Annotated in this window: 13 protein-coding genes, 2 tRNA genes and 3 rRNA genes (1 of these 18 only partly in view); 4 read left to right on the top strand and 14 right to left on the bottom strand. The window is 58.1% G+C overall.

Features of this window, described 5'->3' with window-relative positions; translation table 11 throughout:
• The 3 genes from LMH93_RS03350 (at position 1) to LMH93_RS03340 (ending at position 4,670) form a co-directional block, all read left to right on the top strand.
• Positions 1–978, top strand: a complete 978-nt coding sequence (locus LMH93_RS03350) for a hypothetical protein (RefSeq protein ID WP_065760601.1) — start codon at positions 1–3, stop codon at positions 976–978.
• Positions 979–1,168: 190 nt separating this feature from the next.
• Complete coding sequence (locus tag LMH93_RS03345; RefSeq protein WP_230064831.1) at positions 1,169–4,015, top strand: TrlF family AAA-like ATPase; 2,847 nt, start codon at positions 1,169–1,171, stop codon at positions 4,013–4,015.
• A 202-nt stretch (positions 4,016–4,217) separates the two neighbouring features.
• Positions 4,218–4,670: a GspH/FimT family protein gene (locus LMH93_RS03340; RefSeq protein ID WP_202607687.1), complete on the top strand. Its 453-nt coding sequence runs from the start codon at positions 4,218–4,220 to the stop codon at positions 4,668–4,670.
• A 76-nt stretch (positions 4,671–4,746) separates the two neighbouring features.
• Here LMH93_RS03340 and ispH read toward each other — a convergent pair whose 3' ends face one another.
• From ispH to murJ, 6 genes are all read right to left on the bottom strand, one after another.
• A complete protein-coding gene (gene ispH / locus LMH93_RS03335; protein WP_004577287.1) occupies positions 4,747–5,694 on the bottom strand; it encodes a 4-hydroxy-3-methylbut-2-enyl diphosphate reductase in 948 nt (315 codons plus the stop codon).
• Positions 5,695–5,708: 14 nt separating this feature from the next.
• Positions 5,709–6,146, bottom strand: a complete 438-nt coding sequence (fkpB, locus tag LMH93_RS03330) for an FKBP-type peptidyl-prolyl cis-trans isomerase (RefSeq protein WP_230064830.1) — start codon at positions 6,144–6,146, stop codon at positions 5,709–5,711.
• Positions 6,139–6,654 (bottom strand): signal peptidase II, encoded by a 516-nt coding sequence (lspA, locus tag LMH93_RS03325; protein WP_003247609.1) that lies wholly within the window; start codon positions 6,652–6,654, stop codon positions 6,139–6,141. Before lspA ends, fkpB begins: the two co-directional genes overlap by 8 nt.
• A complete protein-coding gene (gene ileS, locus LMH93_RS03320; RefSeq protein ID WP_003247611.1) occupies positions 6,647–9,478 on the bottom strand; it encodes an isoleucine--tRNA ligase in 2,832 nt (943 codons plus the stop codon). The genes lspA and ileS overlap by 8 nt, the downstream gene beginning before the upstream one ends.
• Positions 9,475–10,425: a bifunctional riboflavin kinase/FAD synthetase gene (ribF, locus tag LMH93_RS03315; RefSeq protein WP_003247613.1), complete on the bottom strand. Its 951-nt coding sequence runs from the start codon at positions 10,423–10,425 to the stop codon at positions 9,475–9,477. The genes ileS and ribF overlap by 4 nt, the downstream gene beginning before the upstream one ends.
• Positions 10,426–10,543: 118 nt before the next feature.
• On the bottom strand, positions 10,544–12,082 hold the full coding sequence (murJ, locus tag LMH93_RS03310) for a murein biosynthesis integral membrane protein MurJ (RefSeq protein ID WP_004577288.1): 1,539 nt from the start codon (positions 12,080–12,082) through the stop codon (positions 10,544–10,546).
• Between the two features lie 250 nt (positions 12,083–12,332).
• On the opposite strand from murJ, the gene rpsT reads away from it, so the two are divergent.
• The gene (gene rpsT, locus LMH93_RS03305; protein ID WP_003247625.1) at positions 12,333–12,611 is read left to right on the top strand and encodes a 30S ribosomal protein S20; all 279 of its coding nucleotides are present in this window, start codon (positions 12,333–12,335) and stop codon (positions 12,609–12,611) included.
• A 245-nt stretch (positions 12,612–12,856) separates the two neighbouring features.
• Here rpsT and LMH93_RS03300 read toward each other — a convergent pair whose 3' ends face one another.
• The 8 genes from LMH93_RS03300 to LMH93_RS03265 all read right to left on the bottom strand — a co-directional run.
• Positions 12,857–15,157, bottom strand: coding sequence for a PqiB family protein (locus LMH93_RS03300; protein ID WP_230064829.1), 2,301 nt, complete (start codon positions 15,155–15,157; stop codon positions 12,857–12,859).
• On the bottom strand, positions 15,150–15,773 hold the full coding sequence (locus LMH93_RS03295) for a paraquat-inducible protein A (RefSeq protein ID WP_003247629.1): 624 nt from the start codon (positions 15,771–15,773) through the stop codon (positions 15,150–15,152). Before LMH93_RS03295 ends, LMH93_RS03300 begins: the two co-directional genes overlap by 8 nt.
• Complete coding sequence (locus tag LMH93_RS03290) at positions 15,760–16,419, bottom strand: paraquat-inducible protein A (RefSeq protein WP_185279749.1); 660 nt, start codon at positions 16,417–16,419, stop codon at positions 15,760–15,762. The genes LMH93_RS03295 and LMH93_RS03290 overlap by 14 nt, the downstream gene beginning before the upstream one ends.
• A gap of 241 nt (positions 16,420–16,660) precedes the next feature.
• Positions 16,661–16,776 (bottom strand): 5S ribosomal RNA (gene rrf, locus LMH93_RS03285).
• 131 nt (positions 16,777–16,907) lie between these two features.
• A 23S ribosomal RNA gene (locus LMH93_RS03280) occupies positions 16,908–19,800 on the bottom strand.
• 234 nt (positions 19,801–20,034) lie between these two features.
• Positions 20,035–20,110: transfer RNA gene (locus tag LMH93_RS03275), tRNA-Ala, on the bottom strand.
• A gap of 6 nt (positions 20,111–20,116) precedes the next feature.
• Positions 20,117–20,193: transfer RNA gene (locus LMH93_RS03270), tRNA-Ile, on the bottom strand.
• A gap of 77 nt (positions 20,194–20,270) precedes the next feature.
• Positions 20,271–20,395 (bottom strand): 16S ribosomal RNA (locus tag LMH93_RS03265) (it continues 1,412 nt past the right edge of the window).
• Together the 16S, 23S and 5S rRNA genes with 2 tRNA genes alongside form the textbook arrangement of a ribosomal RNA operon.

Here is a 20,395-nt window from a genome sequence, read left to right as displayed (position 1 = left end):
ATGCACAATGCAAAAGGCAGCACGAAAAAACCACACAAAGAAATCCCCCCGGCTATTTCAGCAGAGGCGCTGCTTGGAAAATCCCGGCTGTATGCCTCACGAGCCTTGCAAGCTAAAGCGTCAAAGGATTCCGAGGTCTATCAAATCTGGGCTGCGTTGGCACTAGAGCTTCTTGGCAAGGCTCAGTTATCTGGCATCCACCCTTGCTTGGTAGTTGAAACGGAAAATACCAACAGCCTTCTCGAAGCGTGCGGTATCGAGACTGATACCAAGGTCAAGACAATCAGTGCTCATGTGGTATTCGCTCGCTTAAAACACACGGTAGATAAGTTCGGCACACCGCATGCGGAGGCATGCAAGATAATTTCATCCCGCAGAAATGCCGAACTCCATTCGGGTCAAGCGGCTTTTACTGGTATGGCCGATAAGGATTGGGAGGGGCAGTTCTGGTCTACAGCCCAGCTCATCCTGGCCTCGATGACCTTGGAGCTAGAAGATTGGGTGGGGAGCGACTCAGCGATCCCTGCCACTCTGGCTCAGGATTTCCGCACAATCAAGGTAGAAGCTGCGAAACAACGCATAGTCAATGCTCGTACCATTTTTTTAAGCCCTGATGGTAAGAAGCTCGGTAAAAAAGAACTTGAGGCGCTTCGACAGCACTCGCAGACGCTCCAGTGGTATTCATACTACAAAACCTTCCGGTACCTTTTGGATAACTACTGGGAAGCCCCATGCCCAGCATGTGAGTGCAAAGGGTTCATGGGCGGAGACCGTGTGCATGAAGAGGTAATCGATCAAGACTTCGAAAGCGGCTACGAAACAGTAGAAAGGATCTTCACTCCCGTGGAGTTCTACTGTCCATCCTGTGATCTGCGCCTTGATGGCGCTGAGGAAATGGAGGCAGCAGAGTTTGAGGAGGAGTACACCGACCAAGACGAACGAGAAATTGAGTACGAACCTGACTATGGCAACGATTAGCTCAAGTCAGAAAGGAGGTGGACTACCTCAGTTAGCTCCTTGCCCTGAGCAAATATCATTGAGACGTCAACCATCTCACCGCGAATATATCGTGAACTACGAATGCTGAATCCATTCAAAGACCGATATATGGACGTGAATGCAGTGGGTATCAAGCCGGACAGAAAATGATCAAAAAATGGAGAAAAGGATGAGCCAAGCTTGGCCTTACCCCGGCGCACGCTGGTGGAAGTTCGATTTTCACACGCACACCCCTGCATCGAAGGATACGAGTGCTTGGCAAGCAGCTATCGGCACGCCTGATGAACTAACACCACAGAAATGGCTGCTCAAGTACATGGCCGCCGAAATCGACTGCGTAGCAGTCACTGACCACAACAGCGGTGAATGGGTGGACCGACTCAAGGTCGCTTACGCCGAAATGAAGCGCTTAGCCAATACGGGCAACCCGCCGGAAGGGTTTCGCGAACTATATCTGTTTCCTGGTGTGGAGATATCCGTTCAGGGTGGCTTCCATTTGCTGGCCCTATTCGACCCATCTGCCTCCAGCCAAACCATTAGTGATTTGCTGGCCAAAGTGGACTACTCCGGTACGCGAGGCGACAGTGATGGCGTCACCCGCGAAGGTGCAGCCAAGGTAGTCGCGCGTGTTATTGCTGAGGGCGGTATCGCCATTCCGGCGCATGTGGAGGGAGACAAAGGCCTGCTGCAAGTCGAGCTGAACACGCGCAAATGCCTACTTGATGCAACCACCGTCAAACAGGTTCTACAAGAGCCGGGCATCCTGGCCTTGGAATGGACCGCATGCAGCAGTCCTACTCCTGTAGTGCTGGAGGAGATAAAGCTGCGCTTTGCCAGTGTGGTGGGTAGCGATTGCCACAGTTTCCAGGGCTCGGCCATTCCTGGCTCACGTTATACCTGGATCAAGATGGCAAAGCCCAGTCTGGAGGGGCTGCGTTTGGCGCTGTTGGATGGGCAGGAAGTTTCAGTTCGCCGTAGTGACCAAAGCAATGGCTTTGCACCTTTCAATACGCCCGAACATTTCATTGAGTCGGTTGAAATCCACAACGCACGCTATATGGGGCGCGGTAAAGCAGCCGCCAGCCTACCATTGAACCCCTATTTCAACGCACTGATCGGTGGTCGCGGCACCGGAAAATCGACCATCGTGCATGCCTTGCGCCTGGCCTATCGGCGGGAAAACGAATTGTCGCGAACATCGGAGGCCGGACAGACCTTCCACAAGTTCAGCACGATCGCCAAGACCAGAAGTGATGATGGCGGCCTACGCACAGACACAGGCGTAGATGTTCGGGTACATCGTGATGGTTCGACCTATCGCCTGACTTGGCGACAGGACGGCCAAGGAAATGTGGTGGAAGAATGGGATACCTCCACCTCGGACTTCAAGCCTTCAGAAAGCCAGGGAATCAATGAGCAACGCTTCCCAGTAAGGCTTTTCAGTCAGGGGCAGATTGCAGCCTTGGCTAGCGACAGTCAGCAGGCCTTGTTGAAGGTAATCGACGATGCCGCTGACACTCGGACGCAAGAAGCGGCGTTCGAAGAGGCCAAAAGTGCTTTTCTGGCATCCCGGGCTCAGATGCGCGAGCTGGAGGGTAAGCTTCAAGGCCGCGAGTCGCTAACGCTATCCCTGCAGGATATACAGCGCAAGCTCGCTCGTTTCGAGGGTGCAGACCATACGGTGATACTGAAAAACTACCAGCGCACCACTCAACAAAGCCGTGAGCTTGAGCGTCAGCTTGAAGCATCCACCGAACTGGCTGCCAAATTGCAGAGTTTCGCTGCTAATTTGCAGTCGGAAGACCTGCAAGAGGGGGTATTTGATGCCCATGATGACAGCACGGCACTAGCGCTCGTTCAAGCACTGAAAGCGACTATCGACAAAGCAAGGCAAGAGGTCGAGAACACTGCTTCAGCACTGCAAGCGCGAGGGCAAGCCCTCAGAGGAGAACTGGAGGCATCGGCTTGGTTCGCTCGAATCGGCTCAGCTAAGACTGCCTACGAACAGCTCAAGGCAGATCTGCAACAGCAGGGTGTCAGTGACCCTAGCGAGTACGGACGTCTAGTGCAGGAAAAGCAGAGGCTGGAAACCGAACTGAAGCGCTTGGAGGCTTTACAGAAGCAACATGTTGACCTGCGCGAAAAAGCGATGCAGCAGCTGGAACGAGTGCAGTCTGCGCGCCGCACCATCAGTGCTCAGCGCAATACGTTCCTGCAAGACACGCTGCGCGACAACCCCTTTGTACGTATCGAATTGATCCCATACAGCCGAGATGTACGGAGCATTGAGCGATCACTACGGGAGGTGCTTGGTGCAGCAGACGGTAAGTATGCTGACGACCTGTACCAAGAGCAGGACGGCTCCAGTCCGAAGGGGTTGATAGCAGACCTGATGGCCGCAGCCGATCTTGTCGAAAAGCCAGGAGAATGGGACACACCTAACTTTGAGCAGTCATTGATGGCTCAGAAGAAGCGTCTGTCTCAGGCATGCCGTGGCAAAGCCGAATTCGGTGGATGGTTAAATAAATTTTTGAAAGCCGAGACAGACAAGCGCCCAGAGTTTCTTGACCACATCCTGTGTTGGTTCCCAGAAGACGGCCTACAGGTAGAGTACAGTCGCAAGGGTGACGGTCGAGACTTTCAGTCCATCGGGCAGGCCTCTGCTGGGCAACGTGCGGCAGCCATGCTGGCCTTTCTGCTAGCACATGGCACCGAGCCCCTGGTGCTTGATCAACCGGAGGACGATCTGGACAACCACCTTATCTATGGACTGGTTGTTCAGCAGATTCGATCTAACAAGCTGCGTCGCCAACTGATCATCGTGACCCATAACCCGAACATCGTTGTAAACGGCGATGCCGAGTTGATCCATGTACTGGACTTCAACCACCAATGCCATGTGAAGCAGACCGGCTCTCTACAAGACCAGGTAATGCGCCAAGAGGTATGCCAGGTGATGGAAGGGGGCGCAGAGGCATTTGAGAGGCGCTATCAGCGCTTGGGAAGCGAGCGTTGACGCTGCTACAGCGCCCAGATTTGCCCGTGAATTTCAATGGAACTGCAGTCGGAAAAGGTAACGCTTCCATACCGCCCCCAGACACCAAAAAATTTCAAATCAATTAGTTTGTTTAACTAACTGATTTTTATAATAAAAAAATCAACTAACAGTTAGTAGGGCTCCAGAAATTTCGAAGCAACGCGGCGTAACACTGATACAAATGTTGTCGGCCTTGGCCGTGGCGGTCTTGCTGACCCAACTGGGCATGCCGGCCTACGCCCGAATGAGCGATGACCTGCACCGGGCGGCGGCTGCCCGTGATCTGGCGCAGGCGCTGCGCAGTGCACGCAGCCATGCCATGCTGCAAAGCCAGCCGGTGCTGGTGCTGGCGCTGGACGGTAATTGGGGGAATGGTTGGCGGGTAGTGCTGGAGCATAACCGGCAGGTGCTACGCGAACAGCGCCTTTCAAAGCCGCTGAAAATAACCAGCAATCGCGGCGAGCAGTTCAAATTCAGTGCGCTGGGCGTGCCAATGACGTCGGGCAACAGCTGGTTGGGCGCAACACTGGAAATGTGCGAACGCGCCGCTGCTCGCAGCCGATATCAAGTGGCGCTGGCATCAAGCGGCAGAGTCAGGTTGCTTACGGAGGACCGGAGCAATGACCGCTGCTAGCGCGGTCATTGCAGGAACAGTCTTGAGTCGCGCAAGGGCTGCAAAGCAGCCCCAGCATTGGCAGCGGTGCAGCCCGTTAGATCAGCGAGCGAACCCGCAGCTCTTTGGGCATTGAAAAGGTGATGTTCTCTTCGCGCCCATCCAGCTCTTCTGCGCCGGTAGCGCCCCAGGCCTTGAGCTGTTCGATCACACCACGCACCAGCACTTCGGGTGCCGAAGCACCGGCGGTGATGCCGATCCGCGCGGTCTGATCAAACCAGCCGCGTTGCATGTCCTCGGCACCGTCGATCAGGTAGGCCGGGGTGCCCATGCGCTCAGCCAGCTCGCGCAAACGGTTGGAGTTGGAACTGTTCGGGCTGCCCACCACCAGCACCACGTCGCTCTCGCCGGCCAGTTGCTTGACGGCGTCCTGGCGGTTCTGGGTGGCGTAGCAGATGTCGTCCTTGCGCGGGCCACCGATGTTCGGGAAGCGCGCACGCAGCGCATCGATGACGCGGCTGGTGTCGTCCATCGACAGTGTTGTCTGGGTGACGAAAGCCAGGTGGTTGGGGTCGCGCACCTGCAGGTTGGCAACATCTTCCTCGTCTTCGACAAGGTAGATGGCGCCGCCGTTGCTGGCATCGTACTGGCCCATGGTGCCTTCGACTTCCGGGTGCCCTTCGTGGCCGATGAGAATGCACTCACGGCCATCGCGGCTGTACTTGGCCACTTCGATGTGAACCTTGGTCACCAGCGGGCAGGTGGCATCGAACACTTTCAGGCCACGGCCAGCAGCTTCCTGGCGCACAGCCTGGGAAACACCGTGGGCACTGAAGATGACGATGACATCGTCCGGCACCTGGTCCAGTTCTTCGACAAAGATGGCGCCGCGGTTACGCAAGTCTTCCACCACGAACTTGTTGTGCACCACTTCGTGACGCACATAGATCGGCGGGCCGAAGACTTCCAGCGCGCGGTTGACGATCTCGATCGCCCGGTCGACCCCGGCGCAGAAGCCGCGCGGGTTGGCGAGTTTGATTTGCATGCTCGGCTCCAGGCTTACAGGGCCTTCACCTCGAGGATCTCCACCTCGAAGGTCAGGGTCTTGCCAGCCAGTGGGTGATTGAAGTCGATGGTGACCTGATCGTCATCGAACGCTTTGACCACACCCGGCAGCTCGGTGTTGGCGGCGTCGTTGAAGATGATCAGCAACCCTTCGGACAAGTCCATGCCTTCGAAGTTGGACCTCGGCATAACCTGTACGTTCTGCGGGTTAGGCTGGCCGAAGGCGTTCTCCGGGGCAACCACCACGGTGCGCTTGTCACCGGCCTTGAAACCGAACAGGGCGTTTTCAAAACCCGGCAGCAGGTTGCCATCACCCACTTTGAAGGTGGCCGGGGCTTTATCGAACGTGCTGTCGACGGTGTCGCCGTTTTCCAGGTGCAGCGCGAAGTGCAGGGTGACTTCGGTGTTCTGGCCGATACGGGTGTCAGTCATGGACCGGATCCTCGGACTTCTTGCTCTTGAACATATCCAGCGCCAGCATCACCGCACCAACGGTGATGGCGCTGTCGGCCACGTTGAAGGCCGGGAAGTAATGACGGTTCTGCCAGTGCACCAGGATGAAGTCGACCACATGGCCCAGCACGATGCGGTCGTACAGGTTGCCAATCGCCCCACCCAGCACCAGCGCCAGCGCCACGGCCAGCCAGGTCTCGTTGCGCCCCAGGCGTTTGAGCCACACCACCAGCACCGCGCTGACCACCACGGCGATCAGGGCGAACAACCAGCGCTGCCAACCTGCACCATCAGCCAGGAAGCTGAACGCGGCACCGGTGTTGTAAGCCAGGGTCCAGCTGAAGTAGTCAGGAATGACCACGATCTGCTGGTACATGGTCAGGGCGTTGTTGAAGTACAGCTTGGTGGCCTGGTCGATGACCAGGACCAGCAAGCTCAGCCAAAGCCATGCAAGGCGCCCGAAGCGCCCCGCTGCAGGGTTAGGCATAGTGGCGCACCTCACCCTGGCCGCTCAGGTTGTCGACACAACGGCTGCAGATTTCCGGGTGCTCCGGGTGGCTGCCGACATCGGCGCGGAAGTGCCAGCAACGGCCGCACTTGGCGTGGCCGGACTTGACCACTTTCAGCTTGAGGCCTTCGACTTCGGTGGCTACGGCTTCGGCCGGCGCCTGTGCGAACGGCACCACGCTAGCGGCCGAGGTGATCAGCACGAAGCGCAGCTCGTCGCCCAGCTTGCCCAGGTCGGCACTCAGGCCTTCGTCGGCGTACAGGGTCACTTCAGCCTGCAGGTTGCCGCCAATGACCTTGGCGGTACGCTGGTTCTCCAGCTCTTTGTTCACCGATGCCTTCACCGCCATCACGCGGTCCCAGTAAGCACGGCCAAGCTCGGTGCCTTCCGGCAGCTCGCTCAGGCCTTCGTACCAGCCGTTGAGCATGACCGACTCGTTGCGCTCGCCCGGCAGGTACTGCCAGATTTCGTCGGCGGTGAATGCCAGGATCGGCGCGATCCAGCGCACCAACGCTTCGCTGATGTGGAACAGCGCGGTCTGGCAGGAACGGCGGGCGACACTGTTGGCGCCGGTGGTGTACTGGCGGTCCTTGATGATGTCGAGGTAGAAGCCGCCCAGTTCCTGTACGCAGAAGTTGTGCACTTTGGAGTAGACGTTCCAGAAACGGTACTCGCTGTAGTGCTCTTCCAACTCGCGTTGCAGCAGCAGGGTACGGTCCACGGCCCAGCGGTCCAGCGCCAGCATGTCTTCCGAGGCCAGCAGGTCGCGGGCCGGGTCGAAGCCGGACAGGTTGGAAAGCAGGAAACGCGCGGTATTACGGATACGCCGGTAAGCATCGGCGCTGCGCTGCAGGATCTGCTCGGAAACCGCCATTTCACCGGAATAGTCGGTGGCCGAAACCCACAGGCGCAGGATATCGGCACCCAGGGTGTTGTTGACCTTCTCCGGCTCGATGGTGTTACCCAGCGACTTGGACATCTTGCGGCCGTTCTCGTCCACGGTGAAGCCGTGGGTCAGCAGCTCGCGGTACGGCGCGTGGTTGTCGATGGCGCAACCGGTCAGCAAGGACGAGTGGAACCAGCCGCGGTGTTGGTCGGAACCTTCCAGGTACAGGTCAGCGCGCGGGCCGGTAGCGTGGCCGATGTCGTGCGAGCCACGCAGTACGTGCCAGTGGGTGGTACCGGAGTCGAACCACACGTCGAGGGTGTCGGCGATCTTGTCGTACTGGTCGGCTTCAGCGCCCAGCAGTTCGGCGGCGTCCAGCTTGAACCAGGCTTCGATGCCTTGCTGTTCGACGCGCTTGGCCACCTCTTCCATCAGCTCGACAGTGCGCGGATGCAGCTCGCCGGTCTGCTTGTGCAGGAAGAACGGGATCGGTACGCCCCAGTTGCGTTGACGCGAGATGCACCAGTCCGGGCGGTTGGCGATCATCGCGTGCAGGCGCGCCTGGCCCCAGGCCGGGACGAACTTGGTGTCTTCGATGGCTTTCAGCGCACGCTCACGCAGCGGCTCGCCAGTGCTCGGCTGCTTGTCCATGCCCACGAACCACTGCGCGGTGGCGCGGTAGATCAGCGGAGTCTTGTGGCGCCAGCAGTGCATATAGCTGTGGCTGATGGTTTCGGTGTGCATCAGCGCACCGACTTCGCTCAGCTTCTCGACGATGGCCGGGTTGGCCTTCCAGATGAACTGGCCGCCGAAGAATGGCAGCGACTCGACATACACGCCGTTGCTCTGCACCGGGGTAAGGATGTCGTCGTTGACCATGCCGTAGCGCTTGCAGGTGACGAAGTCGTCTTCACCGTAGGCTGGCGCGGAGTGCACCACACCGGTACCGGCGCCCAGCTCGACGTAGTCAGCCAGGTACACTGGCGACAGGCGGTCGTAGAACGGGTGACGGAAGTTGACCAGCTCCAGCGCCGAACCTTGGGCGGTGGCAAGAACCGAACCTTCCAGGTTGTAGCGCTTCAGGCACGACTCGACCAGCTCTTCAGCCAGCACCAGCAGGCGCTCGCCGGTGTCGACCAGGGCGTACTTGAATTCCGGGTGGATGTTCAGGGCCTGGTTGGCCGGGATGGTCCACGGGGTGGTGGTCCAGATCACGATGGCGGCCGGCTTGGTCAGCGAGGCCAGGCCGAAGGCGGCGGCCAGCTTGGCCTCATCGGCAACCGGGAAGGCCACGTCGATGGTCTGCGACTTCTTGTCGGCGTACTCGACTTCCGCTTCAGCCAGCGCCGAACCGCAATCAAAGCACCAGTTCACCGGCTTCAGGCCCTTGAACACGAAGCCTTGCTTGACCATCTCGGCCAGGGCGCGGATTTCACCGGCCTCGTTGGCAAAGTTCATGGTCTTGTATGGGTTGTCCCAGTCACCCAGCACGCCCAGGCGGATGAACTCGGTCTTCTGCCCTTCGATCTGCTCGGCGGCGTACTCGCGGCAGAGCTCGCGGGTACGGTCGGCAGAAAGGTGCTTGCCGTGGGTAACCTCGACCTTGTGCTCGATCGGCAGGCCGTGGCAGTCCCAGCCTGGCACGTACGGCGCATCGAAGCCGGCCAGGGTCTTGGAGCGGACGATCATGTCCTTGAGGATCTTGTTCAGCGCATGACCGATGTGAATCTTGCCGTTGGCATAGGGCGGGCCGTCGTGCAGGACGAACTTGGGACGATCCTTGCCAATTTCGCGCAGCTTCTGGTACAGGCCAATGCTGTCCCAGCGCTGCAGGATCTGCGGTTCGCGCTGAGGCAGGCCGGCCTTCATGGGGAAGGCGGTGTCCGGAAGGTTAAGCGTGGCTTTGTAGTCGGTCATTTCAGGCTCTTCGTTAGCGGTTGAGCGTGCCAATGTGCACGTGCGGCGGCGATATCCGCATCGATCGCCGACTTCAGCGCCTCCAGGGAGGCGAATCGCTGCTCTTCACGCAGCTTGTGGTGGAACTCCACCGTCAGGCGCCGGCCGTAAAGATCGCCGGCAAAGTCCAGAAGATGAATCTCCAGGTGCGGGCGCCCATCACCGGCAACGGTGGGGCGCACGCCGATATTGCCGACACCCGGCCAAGCTTTGCCGTCGATCACGATGCTGGCCAGGTATACCCCGGACAGCGGCACGCGACGGCGCTTGAGCTGGATGTTGGCGGTTGGTGTGCCGAGCTGGCGGGCCAGCTTCTGGCCGTGCAGCACGCGGCCTGTAATGCGGTACGGGCGGCCCAGCAGGTGTTCGGCCAGCTCGAAGTTGCCCTCGGACAAGGCCTTGCGCACTTCGGTGCTGCTGACCCGCAGGCCATCCTGGATGACCGTGTTGGCGGCCTCGACGGTAAAGCCATACGCGTTGCCGGCCTCGACCAGGAAAGCGAAGTCGCCAGCGCGGTCGCAGCCGAAGCGGAAGTCATCGCCCACTTCGAGATGACGCACGCCCAGGCCGTCGACCAGGATGGCCTTGACGAAGGCATCGGCACTGAGCTTGCTCAGACGCTGGTTGAACGCCAGGCACAGCACCCGGTCGATACCTTCGGTCGCCAGCAGCTCTATCTTGTCGCGCAGCCGGGCCAGGCGCGCTGGCGCGGTATCGGGTGCGAAGTACTCGCGTGGTTGCGGTTCGAAGATCACCACGCAGGTCGGCAGGCCCAAGGCCTGACCGCGCTCGCGCAGGCGCGCCAGGATTGCCTGGTGGCCGCGGTGAACCCCGTCGAAGTTGCCAATGGTGGCGACACAGCCCCGGTGCTCGGGGCGCAGGTTGTGAAGACCTCGAACCAGCTGCATAACGCGCTTCTTGCTCATAAAGTGGCCGATTATAACCACACCCGGGCGCTGGTGACAGGCAGCAGCGCCCAAGGGCGGCGTGGAATGCGAAAAACCGACGCCTGACCCGCCAAAAGCCTCAGTGCAAGGCCTTGCGAGCGAAATGCCGGGGCCTGAAGCCACACAGGTACAGGCAGCCAAAATACGTCACGACGCCCGCCAGGATCAGCGCCCCAAGCCGCAGGAAGCGCTCAAGCATGATGCCCTGCTCCCAGGCCGGCATATAGTGCATGCCCGCCAGCAGTACTGCCGACATCAGCGTCACCGCCAACACAAGCTTGAGCAGGAACACTGCCCAGCCAGGCTGAGGCTCGAACAGCTGCTGACTGCGCAGCTTCCAGAACAGCAAACCGGCATTCAGGCAGGCACCGAGGCTGATCGCCAATGCCAGGCCGGCATGTGCAAGCGGGCCGACCAGGGCAAGGTTGAACAGCTGGGTGCAGACCAAGGTGAAGACTGCGATCTTCACCGGCGTGCGAATATTCTGCTGCGCATAGAAGCCAGGTGCCAGTACCTTGATCAGAATGATCGCCAGCAAGCCCACGGAATAGGCGATCAACGCCCGCTGGGTCATGGCCGCATCAAACGCGCTGAACTTGCCATATTGAAACAGCGCAACGGTCAGCGGCTCGGCAAGAATGGCCAAAGCCAGGGTGCAGGGCAGCACCAGCAGGAAGCACAGGCGCAGGCCCCAGTCGAGAATCCGTGAGTACTCCTCGCGGTCCTTGTTGGCGTAGGTCTTGGCCAGGGTCGGCAGCAGGATGGTGCCCAGAGCAACGCCCAACACACCGGAAGGCAGCTCCATGAGGCGGTCGGCGTAGTACATCCACGACACCGAGCCGGCCACCAGGAAGGAGGCGAAGATGGTGTTGATGATCAGCGAGATCTGGCTCACCGACACCCCCAGGATCGCCGGCAGCATCTGCTTCAGTACCCGCCACACACCCGCGTCCTTGAGGTTCAGACGCGGTAGCACGAGCATGCCGATCTTCTTCAGCGCTGGCAGCTGGTACAGCAACTGCGCCAGGCCACCCGCCAGCACGCCCCAGGCCAACGCCATGATTGGCGGGTTGAAGTACGGCGTCAGCAACACGGCGAAGGCGATCATCGCCACGTTCAGCAAGGTAGGCGTGAAGGCCGGCACCGAAAAGCGGTTCCAGGTATTGAGGATCGCTCCGGCCAGGGAAGACAGCGAGATCAGGAATATATAAGGAAACGTCACCCGCAACAGGTCGGTGGTCAGCGCGTATTTTTCGGTGCTGTCGACAAAACCCGGGGCCGTCGCCCACACCACCCACGGTGCAGCGAGGATGCCGATGGCGGTCACCAGGGCCAGCACCAGGGTCAGAAGGCCGCTGACATAGGCAATGAAGGTGCGCGTCGCCTCCTCGCCCTGCTGGGTCTTGTACTCGGCCAGAATCGGCACGAAGGCCTGGGAGAATGCGCCTTCGGCGAAGATGCGCCGCAACAGGTTGGGCAGTTTGAACGCGATGAAGAAGGCATCGGTAGCGACACCAGCACCAAAGATGCGGGCCAGGATGGTGTCGCGAACAAAGCCCAGCACCCGCGAAATCATGGTGATCGAGCTTACTGCAGCCAGGGATTTGAGCAGGTTCATCGAAAAGATTCACGCCAATGACAGAGGACGCTGCCAGATAGCGTCCGAATGTGCGATACTCCCGCGCCTTCGCAGGGGAGCCAAAAATTCCCGAGTGTACAGGTCGCGCAGCAGAAAGGAATCTTTCCCGCTTGTTGGCGCACCGCTCGGCGGAACCTTGCAGGTGGCCTTGACATCCGCTCGACTGATCGGCATGATTCGCGGCCTATTTTGTTTGCTATTTACCTAAAGTCTTTCGAGGAGCTCGACGGTGGCCAACACACCTTCCGCCAAGAAACGTGCAAAACAGGCTGAGAAGCGTCGCAGCCACAACGCCAGCCTGCGTTCCATGGTCCGCACCTACATCAAGAATGTAGTTAAAGCCATCGACGCAAAAGACGCCGAAAAAGCGCAAGCCGCTTACGTTCTGGCTGTACCTGTAATCGACCGTATGGCCGACAAGGGTATCATCCACAAGAACAAGGCTGCTCGTCACAAAGGCCGTCTGAATGGCCACATCAAGGCGCTGAAAGAAGCTGCAGCTGCCTAAGCGACGCGCTAGTCGAAAAACCGACCCTAGGGTCGGTTTTTTGTTGCCTGCGATTTATGCTTGCGGGCACAGCCCCATGTGGGACTCGATCTGTGGGAGTGGCCTTGTGTCGCGAAAGGGCTGTGGAGCAGCCCCGGCTATCTCAGCTTCTGCGCTGAGACCGAGGGGCCGCTACGCGCCCCTTTCGCGACGCAAGGCCGCTCCCACAAAAAAGCGGGGCCGCGCTTGGCGGCCCTACTTTTACATCACTTGGCGATCTGAATCTTCGGTGCCCACTGCAGCCATTCATCCTCGGCCTTTTCGAACAAGGCAAAGGTCTGCTGCGGCCGTGCCGGGTTACCCATCTGCTCGCCATCTGGCGTTGCGAAGGCGATACCACCATCGATCAGGGTTTCCACCGACTCGGTACGCACTGTAGCGCCCTTGAACAGACCCCAGTCGAAACCGAAACCACTGCTGTTCCAGAAGCGGCTACCGCTGCGCACCAAGGCGGCATAGCGCGGCTCGATGAGGATATGAATCAGCACGCGGTCAGCGCTCTGGCCCAGCTCGAAGCCTGTCACCTTGCCCACCGTAACCTCACGATAGGTAACCGGCACACCCGGCTTGATCGAGCCGCGGCGTGACGCACTGAGCGTCAATGGCAGGCCGACCTCTGGCCCTGCTACCTGCGGTGCTTCGGCCAAGGCGATGAAATCGCGCTGTGGCCCACGGTTCTTGGCTGCTGGCTGCACTTCCAGGTACTGCCCACCTATCAAGGTGTCCAGGTTTTCAGTGCGCACCAGGCCCAGGGCCGGCTTGACCACCCAGAACTGCGTACCGGCACGGGCAATACGATCCGCCGCTTCGGTAATGCGCGCCCGTAGCAGCACCGCCTGCAGGTCATCGGTGAGGTCGACGCTCTCGATGCTGCCCACATCCAGGCCGCGGAAGCGGATGGCCGTGCCCGGTTTCAGGCCATCGGCACGCTCCACGCGGATGGTGATCAACGTACCCGCACGGTTTACCGCCTCCTGGCTGTCATGCAGGCGGAAGCGTGGAATGTGTCGCTTCAGCGGTACATCGGGCCGTGGCGTATCGAACGCAATACCGCCGGCCATCAGTGTTTGCAGCGACTCACTCTTGATCTTGATGCCCGACAGGCCGCCGGTCAGGGTGATCCCACTGACGTTCCAGAAGCGCGACGAACCATTGACCAGCTTCTCGTACTCCTTCTCGATATGCACACCGATCAGGATGCGGTTGCTGTTACGGGCGAACTGATAGCTCTGCACGCTACCCACCTTCACCTGGCGATACATCACCGGGCTGCCGATTTCCAGCGAACCCAAGGTGTCGGCGAACAACACCATGTGCAGGCCCGGCGCTTTGAGGTCGAGCGGCGGCGCCTTGGCACGCGCCTCGAACTCACGCTCTGGCCGTGCGCCCTTCTCACCAGGACGAATGGCGATGTAGTTACCTTTGACCAGCGCCTCCAGGCCCGTGATTCCCGCCAGGGAAATCGACGGTTTGACTACCCAGAACTGTGTTCCGTCGACCAGGTAGTCCTCGGTCAGCGGGTCGAGTGTCAGCTCGGCAGAAGCGCTGGCCAGGTTGTCTTCCATCTTCAGGGCTTTCAGCGAGCCCACCTGGATGCCCTTGTACATGACCGGCGTGCGACCCGCCTGCAGGCCCTCATAATCGCTCAGCTTCACTTTTACCCGGATACCCGCCTGGGCTGCATCGAAGTCCTCGTACAGGCGGAACGGCAGGCTTGGATCGGTGGGCGGGCTGTCCTTGCGGTACTCCGGCGTGGCGAAGGCGATACCACCCGCCACAATGCTCGACAACGACTCACTGCGCACCTTCACACCCGAAAGCGAAGCATCGATGCTGACACCGCTGGCGTTCCAGAAACGCGTGTGCTTGCGCACCAGGCTGGCGTAGGCCGGCTCGATGAAGACTTTCACCTCTACGGTGCTCTGGTCCTCGGACAGGCGGTAGCTTTTCACCCGGCCAACCTGAATCTGCTTGTAGAACACCGGGCTGTCACGGTTGAGCGAGCCCAGCCTGTCGGCCTTGAGGGTCAGGTGCAGGCCTGGTTCAGAATCCGAGAGCGGTGGCGCCACCTTCAATGCCACAAAGCGTTTGGTACGTTCCCCCTCTCCCGGGCTAACGGCTATGTAGTTACCCGACACCAGTGTTTCAAGGCCAGATATACCGGCCAGGCTGACGCTCGGCTTCACCAACCAGAAACGCGTACCTTTATTCAGGTGGGGCTCGGCGGCTTTGTTCATCTCGATGGTAGCGATCACCCCCTGCGTGTCGCCCTTGGCGTCGAGCACCAGGCTTTTCACCTTGCCAACCGGCATGCCTTTGTAGATGACCTCGGTCTTGTTGGCGACGATACCCTCTCCCGACTCGAAGCGGACTTCAATTTCCACGCCAGCGTCGCGGTAGGCCTGCCACGCGAGCCAGCCACCGATCATTAGCGCAATCAAGGGCAGGATCCAGATGGCCGACCAGTTCGAGGCGGGGCGGGTTTTAGCCGTTGGCAGGTCACTCATGGTCGTCATCCGACTCCGTGTTATCCCAAATCAGTCGGGGATCGAAAGTTAAAGCGGCAAGCATTGTCAGGATCACCACAGTTGCGAAGGCGACAGCGCCCAGGTTGGCTTCGACACTGGCTATTCGGCCAAAATTCACCACTGCCACCAGGATGGCAATGACGAAGATATCCAGCATGGACCAGCGCCCGATGAATTCGATGAAGCGGTACATCAATATCCGCTGCCGGGCCGAAAGCGGTTGCCGCCGCTGGACGGAGTACAACAGCAAGCCGATGCCCACCAGCTTGAACGTGGGGACCAGGATACTGGCAATGAACACCACAGCCGCAATGGGCACCATGCCATGCTTGAGCAGGGTGATGACACCGGACATGATGGTGTCCGGGCTGCCCTGACCGAGGGTACTCACGGTCATGATCGGCAGTATGTTGGCTGGGATGTAGAGGATCGACGCCGCAATCAGCAACGCCCAGGTGCGCGCGATACTGTTCGGCCGGCGTGCATGCACGATAGCGCCGCAGCGTGTGCAGGTTTGCGAAGTGCTGTCTGGCTCTTGCCTGTTCAGCTCGTGACACTCATTGCAGACAACAATGCCTGCGTCAATCGCCCGCATGCAGGTCCTCCCCCGATAGCGCACTCCAGATCTGGTGGGGCGACATCACCACCTCGAGCCACACCTGGATCAATAACAGACTGATGAAACAGAACAGCCCAAGGCCCACGGTCAGTTCGGCCAGGTCCACCAGTTTGACGATGGCCACCAGCACCCCCATGAAATAGACCTCGAGCATGCCCCAGTCACGCAGATGGTGATAGATGCGGTAGAAGACCAGGCCGTAGTCACGCCCGAAGTTCAAGCGGATGCTCAACAGCACGGCCAGCTGACAGAGCAGCTTCGCCAGCGGAATGACCATGCTACAGAGCAACACCACTACGGCAACACCGCGCATTCCCGAGTTGTACAGGCCTAGCACGCCACTCCAGACCGTATCGTCCGAAGTCTGACCAAGCAGGTGCAACTGCATGATCGGCAGGAAATTGGCCGGCACGAACAGCAAAAGGGCCGCCAGTACCAAGGCCAGGCTGCGATTGACCACATCGTGCCGGTGGGCATAGAGCTCGTAGCCGCAGCGCGGGCATTGGGCTTTCTCATCATGCTGCAGCACGGGCTTGCGCAGCAGCAGGTCACATTCATGGCAGGCGACAAGCTCGTCCAACGGCAGCTGGTCCAGGGTTTCAGGTTCGACAGAATTGGACATATGGCGCTTCTGAATAGGTGCGTGGTGGCTATTCTAGTGTTCTGGCTCGAATTGTGGGAGGCGACATTGGCCTGGAGGGTATGCGCCCCTGCCTGGCGTTGCCCCCTTCCCCGTAGGAGCGGGTTTACCCGCGAACACCGGCGAAGCCGGTGCCATCTCCGCTCTCGAGCAGGTCCAGTTTTTTTGCCCACAAAGACAAAACCCCTACCTGCGTGCGCAGATAGGGGTTTTGCGAAATGAATCTTGACGATGACCTACTCTCACATGGGGAAACCCCACACTACCATCGGCGATGCATCGTTTCACTACTGAGTTCGGGATGGGATCAGGTGGTTCCAATGCTCTATGGTCGTCAAGAAATTCTGTTGCCAGAATGTCCAGATGGACAGCCCAGCGAATTCGGATATGCGATATTTGTGGTCTTACGAATTTTCGGGTCTTTCGTCTTCACCACCGCAATCTGCGTCAGCAAATTGCTTGGGTGTTATATGGTCAAGCCTCACGGGCAATTAGTATTGGTTAGCTCAACGCCTCACAGCGCTTACACACCCAACCTATCAACGTCGTAGTCTTCGACGGCCCTTCAGGGGATTCAAGATCCCAGTGAGATCTCATCTTGAGGCAAGTTTCCCGCTTAGATGCTTTCAGCGGTTATCTCTTCCGAACATAGCTACCCGGCAATGCCACTGGCGTGACAACCGGAACACCAGAGGTTCGTCCACTCCGGTCCTCTCGTACTAGGAGCAGCCCCTCTCAAATCTCAAACGTCCACGGCAGATAGGGACCGAACTGTCTCACGACGTTCTAAACCCAGCTCGCGTACCACTTTAAATGGCGAACAGCCATACCCTTGGGACCGGCTTCAGCCCCAGGATGTGATGAGCCGACATCGAGGTGCCAAACACCGCCGTCGATATGAACTCTTGGGCGGTATCAGCCTGTTATCCCCGGAGTACCTTTTATCCGTTGAGCGATGGCCCTTCCATACAGAACCACCGGATCACTAAGACCTACTTTCGTACCTGCTCGACGTGTTTGTCTCGCAGTCAAGCGCGCTTTTGCCTTTATACTCTACGACCGATTTCCGACCGGTCTGAGCGCACCTTCGTACTCCTCCGTTACTCTTTGGGAGGAGACCGCCCCAGTCAAACTACCCACCATACACTGTCCTCGATCCGGATAACGGACCTGAGTTAGAACCTCAAAGTTGCCAGGGTGGTATTTCAAGGATGGCTCCATGAGAACTGGCGTCCCCACTTCAAAGCCTCCCACCTATCCTACACAAGCAAATTCAAAGTCCAGTGCAAAGCTATAGTAAAGGTTCACGGGGTCTTTCCGTCTAGCCGCGGATACACTGCATCTTCACAGCGATTTCAATTTCACTGAGTCTCGGGTGGAGACAGCGCCGCCATCGTTACGCCATTCGTGCAGGTCGGAACTTACCCGACAAGGAATTTCGCTACCTTAGGACCGTTATAGTTACGGCCGCCGTTTACCGGGGCTTCGATCAAGAGCTTCGCTTGCGCTAACCCCATCAATTAACCTTCCGGCACCGGGCAGGCGTCACACCCTATACGTCCACTTTCGTGTTTGCAGAGTGCTGTGTTTTTAATAAACAGTCGCAGCGGCCTGGTATCTTCGACCGGCATGGGCTTACGGAGCAAGTCCTTAACCCTCGCCGGCGCACCTTCTCCCGAAGTTACGGTGCCATTTTGCCTAGTTCCTTCACCCGAGTTCTCTCAAGCGCCTTGGTATTCTCTACCTAACCACCTGTGTCGGTTTGGGGTACGGTTCCCAGTTATCTGAAGCTTAGGAGCTTTTCTTGGAAGCATGGTATCAACCACTTCGTCGCCTAAAGGCAACTCGTCATCAGCTCTCGGCCTTGAAATCCCGGATTTGCCTAAGATTTCAGCCTACCACCTTAAACCTGGACAACCAACGCCAGGCTGGCCTAACCTTCTCCGTCCCTCCATCGCAATAACTGGAAGTACAGGAATATTAACCTGTTTTCCATCGACTACGCTTTTCAGCCTCGCCTTAGGGACCGACTAACCCTGCGTCGATTAACGTTGCGCAGGAAACCTTGGTCTTTCGGCGTGCGAGTTTTTCACTCGCATTGTCGTTACTCATGTCAGCATTCGCACTTCTGATACCTCCAGCAAGCTTCTCAACTCACCTTCACAGGCTTACAGAACGCTCCTCTACCGCATCATCATACGATGATACCCGTAGCTTCGGTGCATGGTTTGAGCCCCGTTACATCTTCCGCGCAGGCCGACTCGACTAGTGAGCTATTACGCTTTCTTTAAAGGGTGGCTGCTTCTAAGCCAACCTCCTAGCTGTCTAAGCCTTCCCACATCGTTTCCCACTTAACCATGACTTTGGGACCTTAGCTGACGGTCTGGGTTGTTTCCCTTTTCACGACGGACGTTAGCACCCGCCGTGTGTCTCCCATGCTCGGCACTTGTAGGTATTCGGAGTTTGCATCGGTTTGGTAAGTCGGGATGACCCCCTAGCCGAAACAGTGCTCTACCCCCTACAGTGATACATGAGGCGCTACCTAAATAGCTTTCGAGGAGAACCAGCTATCTCCGAGCTTGATTAGCCTTTCACTCCGATCCACAGGTCATCCGCTAACTTTTCAACGGTAGTCGGTTCGGTCCTCCAGTCAGTGTTACCTAACCTTCAACCTGCCCATGGATAGATCGCCCGGTTTCGGGTCTATACCCAGCGACTAAACGCCCTATTAAGACTCGCTTTCGCTACGCCTCCCCTATTCGGTTAAGCTCGCCACTGAATATAAGTCGCTGACCCATTATACAAAAGGTACGCAGTCACCTAACAAAGTAGGCTCCCACTGCTTGTACGCATACGGTTTCAGGTTCTATTTCACTCCCCTCTCCGGGGTTCTTTTCGCCTTTCCCTCACGGTACTGGTTCACTATCGGTCAGTCAGTAGTATTTAGCCTTGGAGGATGGTCCCCCCATATTCAGACAAAGTTTCTCGTGCTCCGTCCTACTCGATTTCATTGATAAGAGATTTTCGTGTACGGGGCTATCACCCACTATGGCCGCACTTTCCAGAGCGTTCCACTAATCTCAAACCAACTTAAGGGCTGGTCCCCGTTCGCTCGCCACTACTAAGGGAATCTCGGTTGATTTCTTTTCCTCAGGGTACTTAGATGTTTCAGTTCCCCTGGTTCGCCTCTTGCACCTATGTATTCAGTACAAGATAACCAGCTTATGCTGGCTGGGTTCCCCCATTCAGAGATCTCTGGATCACAGTCTGTTTGCCGACTCCCCAAAGCTTATCGCAGGCTACCACGTCTTTCATCGCCTCTGACTGCCAAGGCATCCACCGTATGCGCTTCTTCACTTGACCATATAACCCCAAGCAATCTGGTTATACTGTGAAGACGACATTCGCCGAAAATTCGTACGTTGCTCTTTCGAGCAGAACTCACAAATTTTACCTTAGCCTGATCCACCAGCAGTGAAACTGGTGTTCAGTCTATATCTATCACATATCCGAATTTTTAAAGAACGATCTGACAAAAGCCAGAAATCAACATTCGACGCGAATGCTCATTTCTGAGTTTGATCAAGGTACAGCAAGTGGTGGAGCCAAGCGGGATCGAACCGCTGACCTCCTGCGTGCAAGGCAGGCGCTCTCCCAGCTGAGCTATGGCCCCGCATATTGGTAGGTCTGGGCAGATTTGAACTGCCGACCTCACCCTTATCAGGGGTGCGCTCTAACCAACTGAGCTACAGACCTATATAGGGTCTTGATCGTCTTCGACAATGAATCAAGCAATTCGTGTGGGAGCTCATCAGCAGGCTGATGTCGTCGATTAAGGAGGTGATCCAGCCGCAGGTTCCCCTACGGCTACCTTGTTACGACTTCACCCCAGTCATGAATCACACCGTGGTAACCGTCCTCCCGAAGGTTAGACTAGCTACTTCTGGTGCAACCCACT

The sequence above is a fragment of the Pseudomonas sp. CIP-10 genome, assembly GCF_020911845.1.
GTDB lineage: Bacteria > Pseudomonadota > Gammaproteobacteria > Pseudomonadales > Pseudomonadaceae > Aquipseudomonas > Aquipseudomonas alloputida.
Note: the sequence above shows the minus strand (reverse complement) of the source record. Positions and strands in the feature narration are given on the sequence as shown.